Consider the following 15,411-nt stretch of genomic DNA (forward strand, 5'->3'; position numbering starts at 1 on the left):
CGAGGATCCGGGCGAAGGGCGATCCGCGAAATATGCGGATCGCGACGGGACTGGTGGCGGCGCCGTTCTGTGGGCGCCGCAATCGAGATTAGCTGGCGTGGTAGGCGGCTTCGCCGTGCGAGGAGAGGTCGAGACCTTCGCGTTCCGCTTCGACCGAGACGCGCAGACCGACGATCGCATCGACTACCTTGAAGAGGATGAACGAGCCGATACCGGACCAGACGACCGTGACGAGCACGCCCTTCAACTGCGCCAGAACCTGGGTTGCGGTACCGGCATAGCCGGCGGCGAAGTCCGCGGTCGAGTAGTCGACGATGCCTGCGCCGCCGAGCGCCGGGTTGACGAGGATGCCGGTGCCGATGGCGCCGAGGATGCCGCCGACGCCGTGGATGCCGAAGACATCGAGGCTGTCGTCATAGTGGAACTTGTTCTTCACCACGTCGACGAAGAAGTAGCAGACCGGCGAGACGACGAGGCCGAGGACGATTGCGCCCATCGGACCGGCGAAGCCGGCGGCCGGGGTGACGGCGACGAGACCGGCAACGGCACCGGACGCAGCGCCGAGCATCGAAGCCTTGCCGCGCACCAGCGTTTCAACCACGGCCCAGGAGATGATGGCGGCGGCGGTTGCCAGGAAGGTGTTGAGCATGGCGAGGACGGCATAGGCGTTGGCTTCGAGGTTGGAGCCGGCATTGAAGCCGAACCAGCCGACCCACAGCAGCGAGGCGCCGACCATGGTGAGCGTCATCGAATGCGGCGCCATGATCTCCTTCTTGTAGCCCGTGCGCTTACCGAGCATGATCGCCCCGACAAGGCCGGCGATACCGGCATTGATGTGGACGACGGTGCCGCCGGCGAAGTCGATCGCGCCGAAGGAGAAGATCAGGCCGGTCGGAGCCGTATAGGCGCTCGGACCACCCCAGAACCAGACCATGTGGGCGACCGGGAAGTAGATGAAGGTGACCCATAGGATGACGAACAGCATGACGGCCGAGAACTTGATGCGCTCGGCGAAAGCGCCGACGATCAGCGCCGGCGTGATGCAGGCGAAGGTCATCTGGAAGACGACGAAGACGTATTCGGGAATGAAGACGCCCTTGGAGAAGCTTTCCGCAAGTGTCGTCGTGTCAACGCCGGCGAGGAACATCTTCGAGAAGCCGCCGATGAAGGAGTTGAGCGAGCCGCCATCGGTGAAGGCGAGCGAATAGCCGTAGGTCACCCAGATGATCATCACGACGGCGGTGATCATCAGAACCTGCATCAGCACCGACAGCATGTTCTTGGCGCGCACGAGACCGCCATAGAAGAGCGCGAGACCGGGAACGGTCATCAGAAGGACGAGGATGGTCGACAGCAGCATCCAGGTGGTGTCGCCCTTGTCCGGAACCGGGGTTGCCGCAACGGCCTCGGCGGCGGCGGGCGCCGCCTCCTGGGCGAAGGCAACGGCCGGCGCGAGCAAGGCGGCAGCGGCGGCGCCCACGCGTCGAAGAGAGGAGGAAAGGTAGAATGACATCGAGAAATGCTCCCTGATCGGCGCTGCTTACAACGCTTCTGAATCGGTTTCGCCGGTGCGGATACGCACGGCGTGGTCAATCGAATAGACGAAGATCTTGCCGTCGCCGATCTGGCCGGTCTTGGCGGCCGAGGCAATCGCGTCGACGGCCTTGTCGACGATCTCCGACGGAACCGCGATTTCGATCTTCAGCTTCGGCAGGAAGCTCACGGCATATTCGGTGCCACGGTAAATTTCGGTGTGCCCCTTCTGGCGGCCGTAGCCCTTCACTTCGGTCACGGTCAAACCCTGGATGCCTACGGCGGTCAGGGCCTCGCGAACCTCATCGAGCTTGAACGGCTTGATAATGGCCATCACAATTTTCATCGGCTTCCCATCCTTGTCTGCCTCCAGCGGGAGGCCGTCTCTCCTTGCTGCGTAAGCGCGTGACGCGCTGGGCAACCGGAGAATGACATTCAAGGGGCGTGCCAGATTCGACACCGAGGGGCTAAATTCGGGAAAAGACACGAAAAAACCACGATTCCTGCGCCCGCAGGCGCGGAATGCTAAAAAAGCAGCCAATTAAAAAGCCGATAAAATAGGCAAAAGCCAAAAAATGGCTCATGGATGGCTATTTTTTACTCAACTGCCTTTTTACGGATCAGGCCTTCCTGCGCCACCGAGGCGATCAGCACGCCGGAACGATCGAACAAGCTGCCGCGCGTCATGCCGCGCGCGCCGTGTGCGCTCGGGCTATCCTGCGTGTAGAGCAGCCAGTCGTCCATCCTCGACGGGCGGTGGAACCACATGGCGTGGTCGAGGCTCGCGACCTGCAGCGTCCTGTCGAAAACCGACGTGCCATGCGCATAGAGCGAAGTGTCGAGCAGCGTCATGTCGGAGAGATAGGCAAGGACGGCGGCCTGTAGATGACGCTCGTCCGGCACCTTGCCGACGGCCTTCACCCAGACGTCCTGCCGCGGCGCGGCCTTGTCGCGCGAGAAATAGTGCTCCAGCGCAGTCGGCCGGATCTCGATCGGCCGCGGCCGCTCCCAATAGCGGCGGATCGCCTCCGGCGCATGGACGAGGAATTTTTCGCGCAGTTCCTGTTCGCCCGGCAGCGTTTCCGGCATCGGCACGTCGGGCATGTCGAACTGATGATCGAACCCGTCCTCGTCATACTGGAAGGAGGCCGACATGGAGAAGATCGCCTTGCCGTGCTGAATCGCCACGACGCGCCGCGTCGCAAAGCTCGCTCCGTCGCGGATGCGGTCAACCTCGTAGATGATCGGCACGGCGGGATCGCCGGGCCGCAGGAAATAGGCGTGCAGCGAATGGACGTAGCGGCCGGCATCCACGGTACGTTGCGCCGCGACGAGCGCCTGGCCGATCACCTGTCCGCCGAACACGCGCTGCCAGCCGACCTGGGGGCTCAGGCCCCGGAACAGATTCTCCTCCAGCTTCTCGAGATCGAGGATCTGAAGCAGCGCATCCATGGGCGTGGCGGTCTCGGCGGGGCGCGACATCTCGGCGGTCTCCTCTACAGCGCCGCGCGTCATTTCAGACGCGCAAAGGCCGCTGTAACACTTTGAGTTGCTGCATGTCTCCTCAAATCGCCTCCGCTTCAAGGAGGCATGCAGCAGTAGGAACGGTGGTGGCATTGATCTATATAGGCACGAGGTGATGCTCAAATGCGACGGGAGAGAAGCGATGATCGATGTGTTGATTGCCGGAGGCGGCTATGTCGGCCTGTCGCTCGCCGTATCGCTGAAGAAAGCGGCTCCGCATCTTGAGGTGACGGTCGTGGACGGTGCGCCCGAGGGCGCCTGGAAAAGGGACGAGCGGGCGTCCGCAGTCGCGCTTGCCGCCGAGCGCATGCTCGATGTTCTCGGAGTCTGGGGTGCGATCGCGCCGGAGGCCGAGCCTATCCTCCGGATGGAGATTACCGATTCGAAGACGGCCGATCCCGTCCGTCCGGTGTTCCTGACCTTCGAGGGCGATGGCGGCGAGGGGCGTCCCTTCGCCCATATGGTTCCGAACACCGCGCTGGTCGGTGCTTTGCGCGAGGCCTGCCGGGATCTCGGTATCGCGATCCGGCAATCGGCGATGGTCGAGAGCTTCAGGAGCGGCGACCACGCCGTCGCCGTGACGCTCGCCGGCGGCGAGGCGTTGGAGGCGCGGCTGCTGGTCGCCTGCGACGGCGTGCGTTCGAAATTGCGCGAGGCGGCCGGCATCAAGGTCGTCGAGTTCGACTACGGCCAGTCGGGCATTGTGACGACGGTCGAGCACGAGCGTCCGCATGGCGGCACGGCGGAGGAGCATTTCCTGCCGGCCGGTCCTTTCGCCACGCTGCCGCTCAAGAACAACCGCTCCTCGCTCGTCTGGACGGAGAGCAGCTACGATGCCGAAAGGCTGTTGAAAGAGGATGACTTCATTTTCGAGGAGGAACTGGAGCGCCGCTTCGGCCACAAGCTCGGCCATCTCAAGGTGGTCGGCGGTCGCAGGGCCTTTCCGCTCGGGCTGACCCTGGCCCGCGATTTCGTGGGCCCGCGTTTCGCGCTCGCCGGCGACGCCGCCCACGGCATTCACCCGATCTCCGGCCAGGGCCTCAATCTCGGCTTCAAGGACGTGGCGGCGCTTGCCGAAACGATCGTCGAGGCGGACCGACTCGGCCTCGACATCGGCTCGCTTGCCGTCCTCGAGCGCTACCAGACCTGGCGGCGTTTCGACACGTTCCGCATGGGGGTGACGACGGATGTGCTGAACCGGCTGTTCTCCAACGACATCACACCGGTCAGGGTCGCCCGCGACATCGGCCTCGGCCTCGTCGATCGGGTGCCGTCGCTCAAGAATTTCTTCATTCGCCAGGCCGCAGGCGTTGCAGGCGAAGCGGACCCGCGATTGCTGTCGGGGCAGCCGATCTGACGGGTGGAGCGCGTTTCTCGCGTGGCGCGCCCCTCAGCCGGCCTGCCGGCCACCTTCTCCCCGCAAGCGGGGAGAAGGGACTCGCGGCAGCGCCCAAGCTCTCCCCGCGAGCAGGAAGAGGGTTTGTCCCCGCGTTAAACCCGAGGAGCGGGGCAATCCCGCCAACATCGAAAGAAGTCCAGACCTTCCTGCATCCCGTACCCCAGTCGCGTGACGGCCTCGGTGGGGCTCAGCCAGAAGAACCGAAATCGGATAGGCGCGCCGCCGCTGTCCGGCGTCAGTTCGTGGTGCAGCCATGTTTGCCGATGTTCGCCTTCAAGGGCCACGTGGAAATGGTGACGGCGGTGGCAGATTTCCCTGTTCCCCTTCGCGTAGCGATAATCCTGTGTGGCGAATTGGGTCAACGTGTCCGGCGGCGTGAGCCCGGTCTCCTCCGAGAATTCCCGGCGGGCGGCCTCCTCGGGGCTCTCGCCCGGCTCCATCGTGCCGCCCGGCACCTGCAGCTCGATTTCGGGAAAGTCCGGCTCGTCAAAGACCAACAGCAAACCCCGCCAGGTGGCGTAGATCAGCACCTTGTGCGCGTCCGGCGTCATGCGTCGCGGCGCGCCATGAAGGCCAGCCGCTCGAAAAGGTGCACGTCCTGCTCGTTCTTCAGAAGCGCGCCGTGCAGCTTCGGCAGCATCGATTTCGGATCGGCGCGCAAGTCCGCCGGATCGATCTCGTCGGCGACCAGCAGGCGGATCCAGTCGAGCGCCTCCGATGTCGAGGGCTTCTTTTTCAAGCCCGGCACCTCGCGGATGCCGTAGAAGGCGGCAAGGGCTGCCGACAGCAGGGTCTTGCGGATGCCGGGATAGTGGACCTCGACGATGCGGGCGAGCGTCTCGGCATCGGGAAAGCGGATATAGTGGAAGAAGCAGCGGCGCAGGAAAGCGTCCGGCAGTTCCTTCTCGTTGTTGGAGGTGATGATGACGATCGGCCGGTGCCGGGCGCGGATCATCTCTCCGGTCTCGTAGACGTGGAACTCCATCCGGTCGAGTTCCTGCAAGAGGTCGTTCGGAAATTCGATGTCCGCCTTGTCGATCTCGTCAATCAGCAGCACGACTTTCTCGGCCGCCTCGAAGGCCTGCCAGAGCTTGCCCTTGCGGATATAGTTCTTCACGTCGTTGACGCGGGCATCGCCGAGCTGGCTGTCGCGCAGCCGCGAGACGGCGTCGTATTCGTAAAGCCCCTGCTGCGCCTTGGTGGTCGACTTGACGCTCCACTCGATGAGGTCGAGGCCAAGTGCCGCGGCGATCTGGCGGGCAAGCTCCGTCTTGCCGGTGCCGGGCTCTCCCTTGACGAGCAGCGGCCGCTCCAGCCTTATCGCCGCATTGACGGCGACCATCAGGTCCTTGTCGGCGATATAGTCGGCGGTGCCTTCAAACTGCATGAGCCTGCTCTGTTCCATCCCGCTTTACCCGCGAAACGCCGTGACCTCGATTTCGATCAGCATTTCCGGGCGGATCAGGTCGCAGACAATCATCGTCGCGGCCGGGCGGATCTCGCCGAAAACCGCGCCGAAAATCGGGAAGACCCGGTCGGCGAAACTGGCGTCGGTGACGTAGTAGTGATGGCGCACGACATCCGAGAGCGAGAAGCCGGCTTCATGCAGCGCACCTTCGATCGTCTTCAGGCAATTGCGCGCCTGTTCCTCGACCGTCTCCGGCATGGTCATGCTGGCGTAGTCGTATCCGGTCGTGCCCGAGACGAAGCACCAGTCGCCCTTGACGACGGCACGCGAATAGCCTGCCGTCTTCTCAAAGGGCGATCCGGTCGAAATCAGCCTGCGCGTCATCCGCGAACCGTTCAGGCCCAGGGACGCGATGCGGCGGTCGACTTCTCGAAGCTGTCGATAGCGCCTGCCTTTTCGAGCGTCAGGCCGATATCGTCGAGGCCATTCAGGAGGCAGTGGCGCTTGAAGGCATCGATCTCGAACTTGATCGAGCCGCCGTCCGGGCCGGTAATTTCCTGGGCTTCCAGATCGACAGACAAGACGGCGTTGGAACCGCGGTTGGCATCGTCCATCAGTTTGTCGAGGTCGGCCTGGCTGACGACGATCGGCAGGATGCCGTTCTTGAAACAGTTGTTGTAGAAGATGTCGGCGAACGAGGTCGAGATGACGCAGCGGATGCCGAAATCGAGGAGCGCCCAAGGCGCATGCTCGCGCGAGGAGCCACAGCCGAAGTTGTCGCCGGCAACGAGGATCTTGGCGTTCTGATAGGCCGGCTTGTTGAGGACGAAATCCGGATTCGCCGTGCCGTCCTCATTGTAGCGGGCCTCGGCGAAAAGTCCCGTGCCGAGCCCGGTGCGCTTGATCGTCTTCAGGTAATCCTTCGGGATGATCATGTCCGTGTCGATGTTGACGACGGGCAGGGGCGCAGCGACGCCGGTGAGCTTGACGAACTTGTCCATGGTCTAGCCTTCGATTTCAGCGGAAGTGTTGGGAGAGCGTTTAGATCAGTTTTGCGCTGAAATGAAGGAGAATCTGCGCATCCGGGCTCTGCCGGCTCGATTCCAAAGCGTCCGCTGCGCATTCAACTGAACGCGCAGCGCCCTAAGGTCCGTACTCAATCAGAGCTATGAATTTGTATTTGAACATGATTCTCTTCGCCGTCGGAGGAGACGAATCATGGCCCATGAATACTGGTTGAGTGATGCCCAATGGGCAGCAATTGAACCTTGCCTGCCGAAAAATCAGCCGGGCGCACGGCGGGTGGACGACCGGCGGGTGCTCAGCGGCATCATTCATGTGCTGCAATCCGGTTGCCGCTGGCGGGACTGTCCGGCCGTCTATGGTCCCTATACGACGGTCTACAACCGTTGGAACCGCTGGTCGCGGCGCAAGGTCTGGCACCGTCTGTTCCAGGCGCTGCGAACGATCTCGCCGGATGAGGATTTCCACGCCATCGATTCCACCACCGCCAAGGCGCATCGGGCGGCCAGCGGTGCAAAAGGGGGGCGGAAGCGCAGGCGATCGGGCGATCGCGCGGCGGCAGAACCACGAAAATCCACGCGATCTGCGACAGTCTCGGGCGCGCCATCGCGCTCGAAGTGACGCCGGGGCAGCGTGGCGACGTACGCATGGCCGACCCGTTGTTGGCGGCCTTGCCGCCAGCGCGCGCCTGCGCGGCCGATACCGCCTATGACGCCGATCGGCTGCGCACCTTCCTGATCGCGCGCGGAACCATCCCCGTCATTCCCAACAACCCGACCCGCAAACGCATCCATCCCTTCGATCGAGCCGCCTACAGGCGGCGAAACCTGGTCGAGCGCATGTTCTGCAGGCTCAAGGACTGGCGGCGCATCGCGACCCGATACGACAAGCTCGCTCGAAACTTCATCGCTGCCGTCGAACTCGCCGCAACAATCATCTGGTGGGCCTGATTGAGTCCAGACCTTAGAGATCGATGATCGTGCCGCGCCCGTCGTTCCAGATCCGCATTTCGCGCTGCTGGCCGGCAGCCGGACCGGCACGCGCCGGCATCGGCTTCGCATTGAACCTTGCGGCGATCGCGCTGCCGATCACGACGACGGCGGCGATACCGGCGAGCGCCAAGGCAAGCGAGGCGGTCAGCACGAAGGCCGCAAATGCGATGGTCAGGGCTGCGGCCGTGAAAAGAACAGAGCGGATGCTTTGCATGTTTCGTCACCTTTCTATCAGGCATGTGGTGGCTCGCGGCACCGCTTGCAAGAGGACCCTTCGACCTTGCGCAAGGCAAGAAAGGCGGGCACAACCAATTCCATGACTCGAGCGACCGATCACCATCCCGTGCGGCTGCGCCGTTCCGTGCTTTGCGTTCCGGCGGACAACGCCCGTGCGCTTGCCAAGATCAAGGACCTTGCCGCGGATGCGGTCATCTTCGATCTCGAGGATGCCGTAGCGCCCGAACGCAAGACGGAAGCCCGCGACGACCTTGTCCGCCATCTGTCCGCGAACCGGACGGACGGCGAAGCGATCATCCGCATCAATGTGGCGGAATCGGGTTTCAGCGACGCGGATCTCGTCGCCGCAGTCGCCGTACGCGCGGATGCAATCCTCCTGCCGAAGGTCGAGAGCCCGGCCGACATTCAAGGCGCCCTCGATTGGCTTTCTGAAAACGATGCGCCGGAGACCATGCGGCTCTGGGCGATGATCGAGACGCCGCGCGGCGTCATCAACGCGCCGGCCATCGCCGAATTGGGTCGCACCTTCGGCGGACGGCTCGATTGCTTCATCGTCGGCCTCAACGATCTCGGCAAGGAAACGGGCGTTCCCGCCCTTCCCGGCCGCACCTATCTCGTGCCCTGGCTGATGCAGGTCCTGCTGGCCGCCCGCGGCAGCGGCCTCGACGTCATCGATGCGGTCTACAACGATTTCCGCGATCCGCAAGGTTTTGCGGCCGAGTGTCGGCAGGGGCGCGACATGGGCTATGACGGCAAGATGCTGATTCACCCCGCTCAGATCGATGAGGCCAATCGCCGCTTCGGCGTCGACCAGGCAGCACTTGACGAAGCGCGCGCGATCATCGCCGCCTTCGCCCGGCCGGAGCATGCCGAGAAGGGCGTCATCAATCTCGACGGCCGCATGGTCGAACGCCTCCATCTCGGCCAGGCGCAGAAACTTGCCGCGAAAGCGCAGATCATCGAACAGCGAAGGGCGAAACCTTGAAACTCTACCGATTCCTGACCGGCCCCGACGACGCCTCGTTCTGCCATAAGGTGACGGCGGCATTAAACCAGGGTTGGAGCCTGCACGGCTCGCCGACCTATGCCTTCAACGCCGACACCCAGCATATGCAATGCGGCCAGGCGGTAGTGAAAGAGGTGGAAGGCAAGGATTATCTTCCGGACATGAAGCTGTCGGAGCAGTGACGCGAGTAAGTGGATTTGCCCCTCTTCTCGGGTTTAACCCGAGGACTAACCCTCTCCCCGCACGCCGGCGCCGCGAGTCTCCTTCGCCCGCTTGCGGGAGAAGGTGGCAGGCAGGCCGGATGAGGGGCAAATCGCCCTTTCGTAGGCTATGAATCCCCCTTGCCATGATCCGCATGAACGGCGTGATGCGACAGGAGCAGCACGACGATGAAGAGGACGGGGACCGAGGCAAAGATCACCGCGAAGCCGCTGTGCTCGGCAATGAAACCGATCAGCGACGGCGCGAACAGCATGCCGGAATAGCCCATGGTCGTGGCGACCGCGAGACCGATACCCGGCTGCAGGCCCGGCATATTGCCGGCCGCCGAAAAGGCGATCGGCACCATGTTCGAAATGCCGATGCCGGCGACGGCAAAGCCGAGGATCGCGAGCGACGCGGTGGGTGCGAGCCCCGCGACGACAAGCCCGACGAGGGCGGTGAGCGTGCAAACGCGCAGCGTCTTGATCGCACCGAAGCGGTCGCGCACATGATCGCCGGCAAAGCGCATCGCCGCCATGGTCGCCGAGAAGGCGGCAAAGCCGAAACCCGATAGCTCGACCGAGGCGCCGAGTTCGTTGCGGAGATAAAGCGCGCCCCAGTCGAGCACCGCCCCTTCCGGCACCATCGAGAACAGCGCCATCAGCCCCACCAGCCAGGGCAGCGGCGTCATCGGCAGACGCAACTTCTCCTTCGCCGCTGCCGGGTGCGGCTCATCGGCGAGGATCATCGGCCAGGCAATCGCAAGAACCGCGGCGCAGAAGCCGGTCACCAGGATGGCATGCGGCAGCACGCCGACGCGGGCCATGAGGACACCGCCGATCCCGGCGCCGATCAGCCCGCCGAGACTCCAATAGGCGTGGCAGGAGGACATGATGGCGCGACGCATCGATTTCTCGACCTCGACGGCATTGGCGTTCATCGCCACATCCATGGCGCCGACGAAGCCGCCGAGCAGGAACATGCCGATCGCCGCCGTCCAGACATCGGGCACGAGCGTCAGGACGAGAAGCAGGGGCGAGAGAATGATCGCCGTCGCCTTGGCCACTTTTTGCGAGCCGATGCGGGCAATGTAGGCGCCGGCGATCGGCATCAGCACCAGCGAGCCGATGCCGAACACCAGGATCAGGAGGCCGAGCACGCTCTCGCCTATCCCGAGCCGGTCCTTGAATTCCGGGATCTTCGGCGCCCAGCTGCCGGTGACGAAGCCGTTCATCAGGAACAGGAGGGAAACGGCAAGCCGGTTCCTCGACATGTAGCCCTGCCGGACTGCGGTCTTCGGGGCGGCCTCTGCGCGCTGATCCATTTTTTGATCTTCCTGTTCGCCGGTTCGTCCGGCTCAAATGGTGATTTCGATGAGATTGCCGTCGGGGTCGCGGATAACGGCTTCGTAGAAACCGTCCCCGGTCCACCGCGCTCCGGAAACGAGCTGGCCCTGCTCGCCGGCCCGCGCCGCCATGTCGTCCACGGCCTCACCGCTACCGAGCGAAAGGGCGATGTGGGCGTAGCCGGCGCGCTCGACCATGACGCCGTCGTGCGGCTCAAGCCACGGCCCTTCCATGACCTCGATCGTCGGTCCCGCGCCGATGGTCAGGAAGCACGAACGGAACCCGGGACGACGCCGGCTTTCATAGACAGAGCCGGCATCGGCGCCGAGGAATTCGACCCAGAAGGCCGCGATCCGCTCGAGATCTCTGGTCCAGAGGGCGACATGCGCAATGCTCATCCGGCGCGCTCCTCCGCAATGACGACGCTCGCGCCTTGCGCGATGAAGGCGGCGACCTCACCCTCCGGCGCACCCGCCTCGAGGACCAAGGTCGAGCCGGAGCCGATGCCGATCACCGCGTGCGGAGCTGCCGTACCGAGCTTGTCGCTAGTGACGGCGGCAAGCACCGAACGGCTGCGCGCGGCGATCAGCCGCTTGAATTCCGCGTCCTCCAGATGGAAGGCCGTGAGCCCCGCCTCGGCGTCGGCGCCGCACGTTCCGAGAATACACAGATCCGGCCGCAGCAACTCCGCGTCGCGCTGCGCCCTGGCCCCGACCGCAGCGCCGACGGTTCGGTCGAGCGTGCCGCCGATCAGGATCAGGTTGAGGCCCGGCTTCTCCATCAGTGCAGAGGCGATCAGCGGCGTATTGGTGACGATCGTCGCCGACAGGTCCGGAGAGATCGTCCGCGCGATTGCGAGGTTGGTTGAACCGGCATCGAGAAACACCGTCATGCCGTGCTGAATGAAGCCGATCGATGCCCGCGCCAGGGCCGCCTTGCGCTCCGGGGCGAGCGCGGCCCGCTCGCTGAGCGAGCCCGCATCCGGCGCAAGCGGCAGGGCGCCGCCATAGACGCGCTCGCAGAGGCCCGCCGCAGCCATTTCGCGCAGGTCGCGCCGGATCGTGTCTTCGGAGACGTTGAGCTCGCGCGCCAGATCGGCGGCGAGAACACGGCCCTCGGTCTTCAGCCGATCCTGGATCAGCGATTTTCTTTCGCGCAGCAACAGTTCGGTCGACATTTTCCCAATCGTGCATAAACGTGCATTAATCGATAGAAACGTGAATACCACCGTTGCCGTGCGAGTTCAACCTTGGATAATCTGGAACAGGTCCGCAGGTTGCCTGTTTTGATTGCGGCCGTTTCGATGGGGTGCGGCCCGCTTGAGAAAATATTCTATCGAAACAGCCGAGAATTGGTCTTTTATGCGCTCAGGCGGCTCGCAATTTGTGCGAGGCTGACCACAATCCGGATGACGGGCCGGAGAACAGAAAGATGGAAACAACACAATGAAATTCCTTCCGACACTTTTCGCCGCCACTCTCCTGCAAATTGCCGCCTTTGCGCCGGCCGAGGCCGGGGCGAACCTCGATGAGATCAAATCGGCCGGCGTGCTGAAGATCGGCACCGAGGGCACCTATGCCCCCTTCACCTATCATGATGCGAACGGCACGCTCGTCGGCTTCGACGTCGAGATCGGCCAGGCGCTCGCCGAGCGCCTCGGCGTCAAGGCCGAGTTCCTCGAAGGCAAGTGGGACGGCCTGATCGCCGGCCTCGACGCCAACCGCTACGACACCGTCATCAATCAGGTCGGCATCACCGAGGAACGCAGGAAGAAATACGACTTCTCCGAGCCCTATATCGCGTCCAAGGCGGTGCTGATCGTCAAGGCCGACAACGAGGAGATCAAGGGCTTCGCCGACTTGAAGGGCAAGAAGTCGGCCCAGTCGCTGACCAGCAACTTCGGCAAGCTTGCGCAAGCCTCGGGCGCCGAACTCGTCGGCACCGACGGCTTCGACCAGTCGATCCAGCTCGTCTTGACCGGCCGCGCCGACGCGACCATCAACGACAGCCTGTCCTTCCTCGACTTCAAGAAGCAGAAGCCGGACGCCCCCGTGAAGATCGCGGCAGAGCAGGCCGATGCCGACTATTCCGGCATCATCCTTCGCAAGGGCGAGCCGGAACTGCTCGCAGCCATCAACAAGGCGCTTGAAGAGATCAAGGCCGATGGCACCTACGAGAAGATCTCGCAGAAATATTTCGGCGCCGACGTCTCGAAGTAAGCGAGGGGGGGCGACCGGCGACTGACCCCTCCCAACCCTCCCCACAAGTGGGAGGGCTAACTTGCCTCGGCGCCGAGCTCCACAGGAAGCCTGCGCATCCTAAACAAGGTCCAGAGCCGTAGGCCAGTGCGACAGGCAAAGCGTCGCGAGACGGGCGCAGGATTCGGAAGCCTCCCATCCCTCCCCCTTGTGGGCCCCTTGTGGGGAGGGTGACCCGAAGGGCCGGGAGGGGTTCTGACGGAACGGTTGCATGGGACGCGGTCGTCCCACCTTTCCCGACCATGCTCCATGAACTACGATCCGTTCCGTTCCCGGAGCGGATCCGCGCATTTTGAAAGGTTTTCCCTTGCCCAACTGGCTGAACCTCATGGCGGAATCGCTGCCGACCCTGCTCTGGGCCGGCTTGATCTTCACGGTGCCGCTGACCCTGCTTTCTTTCATCCTCGGCCTGTTGCTCGGCCTTGTCACCGCCATCGTCAGGCTTTTCGCGCCGGCTCCCTTCGTCGCCGTGGCGCGCTTCTATGTCTGGGTGATCCGCGGCACGCCGCTGCTCGTCCAGCTCTTCGTCATCTTCTACGGCCTGCCCAGCATGGGCATCCTGCTCGACGCCTTTCCGGCCGCGCTGATCGGCTTCACGCTGAATATCGGCGCCTATACCTCCGAGATCATTCGCGCAGTGATTTCCTCCGTGCCGCGCGGCCAATGGGAGGCAGCCTATTCGATCGGCATGAGCTGGAGCCAGGCGATGCGCCGCACCATCCTGCCGCAAGCGGGCCGTGTCGCCGTGCCGCCGCTCTCGAATACCTTCATCTCGCTGGTCAAGGACACCTCGCTCGCCGCGGCGATCACCGTGCCCGAACTCTTCCAGACGGCGCAGCGCATCGTCGCCACCACCTACGAGCCGCTGATCCTCTACATCGAGGCGGCGCTGATCTACCTTGCCATGAGCTCCGTGCTTTCGGCCCTGCAGGTCAGACTGGAGAAACGCTTCGCCCGCTATGGCGGCTTCCTGGAGGCGCGCGCATGATCGAGCTCGAGCATATCGTCAAGCGCTTCGGTACCAACACGGTCCTGAACGACATCAACGTCAGCCTGGCGGAGGGCACGGTGACTGCCCTTGTCGGCCCCTCAGGCGGCGGCAAGAGCACGCTCCTGCGCTGCGTCAACCTGTTGGAGGTCCCGACCAGCGGCGCGATCCGCCTCGGCGACGAGCGCCTGGAATTCGCTCCCGGCCGCAAGGTCGGCTGGCAAGCGATCCAGCGGCTCCGCCGCCAGACTGGCATGGTGTTCCAGAACTTCCAGCTTTTCCCGCACCAGACGGCCCTCGGCAACGTCATGGAAGGCCTGGTGACCGTCCTCAGATGGCCGGCCGACCGCGCCCGCGCCCGCGCACTCGAACTCCTGGAGAAGGTCGGCATGGCCCACAAGGCGGACGCCTGGCCGGCCACGCTTTCCGGCGGCCAGCAGCAGCGCGTGGCGATTGCCCGCGCCCTTGCACCGTCCCCACGCGTGCTCCTCTGCGACGAGCCGACCTCGGCGCTCGACCCGGAGCTGGCAGAAGAAGTGGTGGAAGTCCTGAGCCGGCTCGCCCGCGAAGGCACCACGATGATCATGGCCACCCACGACCTGCGCCTCGCCTCCCGCGTCGCCGACCACGTGGTCTTCCTCGACGGCGGTGTCGTCGTCGAAAGCGGCCCGCCGCGGAAGATTTTTTCCGTGCCGGAGCGTGAGCGGACGAAAAGGTTCATAGCCTCGCTCAGCGCGCCGATGAGCTATGACATTTGAGGTAAATCGGAGCCAATGGAACGAGCCGTGACTTCACTCGAATACCCCACAATGAGGGCAGAACTTATTTCTTACTTAAGAGGTTTGGCCGATTACCAGTATCAGCGAGAAAATTGGCAGGTCTATCGAACGTCACCCGCTACGATGAATTGGATTACACAATTCACTTTCTCTATGACGACACCGAGCTAGCCAGCGATCCCGAATCCACCATCGGGGTGTTTCTCTATGATCACCGCGAGGCGGAAGGGATACGCTCGATCATTGCCGCGATCGACCGCGTGTTCGAGAAGTATGGGCTGGAGCTGAGCGATGCTGAATACCTCAGTAAACTCGAGTGGATGCAGGTCGTAGCTGCGGCGTCGAAAGCCCTACCCGTATTCGTGGCAAATGGCGTTGGGTCTCTCGATTAACGCGCCGCGCGCAGCTATGATACCCGAGCGCTTTTGTGAAGCTTGATCGCGAAAAGTATCGTTGCCATCAACCAAACCAGCCCGACGACAAGTGCGGTGCCGCTGGCTCCGAGGCACTCGTTCTCAGCTATTGTGCAAGAATGATCGACCCCGATGTACAAGCTGACAGCACCAGCGAGTAAACCGAAGCATGCGATCAGAGCGCCGGTCAGCGGTCTCATGCCGAAACTCAGGCCAATTACCGCAGCCGACAAGACAATAAGAGGTCCGGCCAATGTGAGCAGAAGTGCCATCTTGGCTCCAGTTCGCACGAAATCTGACAACA

At 63.5% G+C, this 15,411-nt stretch carries 19 protein-coding genes and 1 pseudogene; 8 read left to right on the top strand and 12 right to left on the bottom strand.

Annotated elements, in window-relative coordinates; translation table 11 throughout:
- Positions 1 to 88 precede the first annotated feature (88 nt).
- The 3 genes from RHIBR816_RS0107970 to tesB all read right to left on the bottom strand — a co-directional run bounded on the left by RHIBR816_RS0107970 (position 89) and on the right by tesB (position 3,015).
- Positions 89 to 1,513 carry an ammonium transporter gene (locus RHIBR816_RS0107970; protein WP_018236002.1) on the bottom strand — a complete coding sequence of 475 codons (1,425 nt, stop codon included), beginning with the start codon at positions 1,511 to 1,513 and terminating at the stop codon, positions 89 to 91.
- A gap of 27 nt (positions 1,514 to 1,540) precedes the next feature.
- Positions 1,541 to 1,879 (bottom strand): P-II family nitrogen regulator, encoded by a 339-nt coding sequence (locus RHIBR816_RS0107975; protein WP_014766401.1) that lies wholly within the window; start codon positions 1,877 to 1,879, stop codon positions 1,541 to 1,543.
- 251 nt (positions 1,880 to 2,130) lie between these two features.
- Complete coding sequence (gene tesB / locus RHIBR816_RS0107980) at positions 2,131 to 3,015, bottom strand: acyl-CoA thioesterase II (protein ID WP_018236004.1); 885 nt, start codon at positions 3,013 to 3,015, stop codon at positions 2,131 to 2,133.
- A gap of 184 nt (positions 3,016 to 3,199) precedes the next feature.
- Between tesB and RHIBR816_RS0107985 the strand changes: the two genes are divergently transcribed.
- The gene (locus tag RHIBR816_RS0107985; RefSeq protein WP_018236005.1) at positions 3,200 to 4,414 is read left to right on the top strand and encodes a ubiquinone biosynthesis hydroxylase; all 1,215 of its coding nucleotides are present in this window, start codon (positions 3,200 to 3,202) and stop codon (positions 4,412 to 4,414) included.
- 134 nt (positions 4,415 to 4,548) lie between these two features.
- On the opposite strand, the gene RHIBR816_RS0107990 is transcribed toward RHIBR816_RS0107985, so the two are convergent.
- The 4 genes from RHIBR816_RS0107990 to leuD are packed head-to-tail and all read right to left on the bottom strand — an operon-like array spanning position 4,549 to position 6,865.
- Positions 4,549 to 5,007, bottom strand: a complete 459-nt coding sequence (locus RHIBR816_RS0107990) for an NUDIX domain-containing protein (protein WP_018236006.1) — start codon at positions 5,005 to 5,007, stop codon at positions 4,549 to 4,551.
- Complete coding sequence (locus tag RHIBR816_RS0107995) at positions 5,004 to 5,843, bottom strand: MoxR family ATPase (RefSeq protein WP_198294167.1); 840 nt, start codon at positions 5,841 to 5,843, stop codon at positions 5,004 to 5,006. The genes RHIBR816_RS0107990 and RHIBR816_RS0107995 overlap by 4 nt, the downstream gene beginning before the upstream one ends.
- A gap of 24 nt (positions 5,844 to 5,867) precedes the next feature.
- Positions 5,868 to 6,248, bottom strand: a complete 381-nt coding sequence (locus RHIBR816_RS0108000) for a RidA family protein (RefSeq protein WP_018236008.1) — start codon at positions 6,246 to 6,248, stop codon at positions 5,868 to 5,870.
- A gap of 11 nt (positions 6,249 to 6,259) precedes the next feature.
- Entirely contained in the window at positions 6,260 to 6,865 is a 606-nt protein-coding gene (leuD, locus tag RHIBR816_RS0108005; protein ID WP_018236009.1) for a 3-isopropylmalate dehydratase small subunit, read from the bottom strand.
- Positions 6,866 to 7,082: 217 nt separating this feature from the next.
- Here leuD and RHIBR816_RS35700 point away from each other — a divergent pair.
- A pseudogene (locus tag RHIBR816_RS35700) lies at positions 7,083 to 7,837 on the top strand (IS5 family transposase).
- A gap of 13 nt (positions 7,838 to 7,850) precedes the next feature.
- Here RHIBR816_RS35700 and RHIBR816_RS0108020 read toward each other — a convergent pair.
- Positions 7,851 to 8,093, bottom strand: a complete 243-nt coding sequence (locus RHIBR816_RS0108020; protein ID WP_018236012.1) for a hypothetical protein — start codon at positions 8,091 to 8,093, stop codon at positions 7,851 to 7,853.
- Positions 8,094 to 8,195: 102 nt separating this feature from the next.
- Here RHIBR816_RS0108020 and RHIBR816_RS0108025 point away from each other — a divergent pair, with 102 nt between their 5' ends.
- On the top strand, positions 8,196 to 9,101 hold the full coding sequence (locus RHIBR816_RS0108025) for a CoA ester lyase (protein WP_018236013.1): 906 nt from the start codon (positions 8,196 to 8,198) through the stop codon (positions 9,099 to 9,101).
- A complete protein-coding gene (locus tag RHIBR816_RS0108030) occupies positions 9,098 to 9,304 on the top strand; it encodes a DUF1737 domain-containing protein (RefSeq protein ID WP_018236014.1) in 207 nt (68 codons plus the stop codon). The genes RHIBR816_RS0108025 and RHIBR816_RS0108030 overlap by 4 nt, the downstream gene beginning before the upstream one ends.
- A 146-nt stretch (positions 9,305 to 9,450) precedes the next feature.
- Here RHIBR816_RS0108030 and RHIBR816_RS0108035 read toward each other — a convergent pair whose 3' ends face one another.
- From RHIBR816_RS0108035 to RHIBR816_RS0108045, 3 genes are read right to left on the bottom strand one after another with little or no spacing between them, the layout of a single operon-like run.
- Entirely contained in the window at positions 9,451 to 10,647 is a 1,197-nt protein-coding gene (locus RHIBR816_RS0108035; RefSeq protein WP_018236015.1) for an MFS transporter, read from the bottom strand.
- A gap of 33 nt (positions 10,648 to 10,680) precedes the next feature.
- Positions 10,681 to 11,067, bottom strand: coding sequence for a VOC family protein (locus RHIBR816_RS0108040; protein WP_018236016.1), 387 nt, complete (start codon positions 11,065 to 11,067; stop codon positions 10,681 to 10,683).
- Positions 11,064 to 11,846: a DeoR/GlpR family DNA-binding transcription regulator gene (locus RHIBR816_RS0108045; RefSeq protein ID WP_018236017.1), complete on the bottom strand. Its 783-nt coding sequence runs from the start codon at positions 11,844 to 11,846 to the stop codon at positions 11,064 to 11,066. Before RHIBR816_RS0108045 ends, RHIBR816_RS0108040 begins: the two co-directional genes overlap by 4 nt.
- 268 nt (positions 11,847 to 12,114) lie before the next feature.
- Between RHIBR816_RS0108045 and RHIBR816_RS0108050 the strand changes: the two genes are divergently transcribed.
- The 4 genes from RHIBR816_RS0108050 (at position 12,115) to RHIBR816_RS33795 (ending at position 15,086) form a co-directional block, all read left to right on the top strand.
- Positions 12,115 to 12,888 (top strand): amino acid ABC transporter substrate-binding protein, encoded by a 774-nt coding sequence (locus tag RHIBR816_RS0108050; protein WP_018236018.1) that lies wholly within the window; start codon positions 12,115 to 12,117, stop codon positions 12,886 to 12,888.
- Between the two features lie 346 nt (positions 12,889 to 13,234).
- Positions 13,235 to 13,915, top strand: coding sequence for an ABC transporter permease subunit (locus tag RHIBR816_RS0108055; protein ID WP_018236019.1), 681 nt, complete (start codon positions 13,235 to 13,237; stop codon positions 13,913 to 13,915).
- A complete protein-coding gene (locus RHIBR816_RS0108060; protein WP_018236020.1) occupies positions 13,912 to 14,673 on the top strand; it encodes an amino acid ABC transporter ATP-binding protein in 762 nt (253 codons plus the stop codon). The genes RHIBR816_RS0108055 and RHIBR816_RS0108060 overlap by 4 nt, the downstream gene beginning before the upstream one ends.
- Before the next feature lie 113 nt (positions 14,674 to 14,786).
- Positions 14,787 to 15,086 carry a hypothetical protein gene (locus RHIBR816_RS33795; RefSeq protein ID WP_018236021.1) on the top strand — a complete coding sequence of 100 codons (300 nt, stop codon included), beginning with the start codon at positions 14,787 to 14,789 and terminating at the stop codon, positions 15,084 to 15,086.
- 14 nt (positions 15,087 to 15,100) lie between these two features.
- On the opposite strand, the gene RHIBR816_RS0108070 is transcribed toward RHIBR816_RS33795, so the two are convergent.
- Complete coding sequence (locus tag RHIBR816_RS0108070) at positions 15,101 to 15,379, bottom strand: hypothetical protein (RefSeq protein ID WP_018236022.1); 279 nt, start codon at positions 15,377 to 15,379, stop codon at positions 15,101 to 15,103.
- Positions 15,380 to 15,411: the final 32 nt, after the last annotated feature.

It is taken from the genome of Ensifer sp. BR816 (genome assembly GCF_000378985.1).
In the GTDB taxonomy this organism is placed as follows: Bacteria; Pseudomonadota; Alphaproteobacteria; order Rhizobiales; family Rhizobiaceae; genus Sinorhizobium.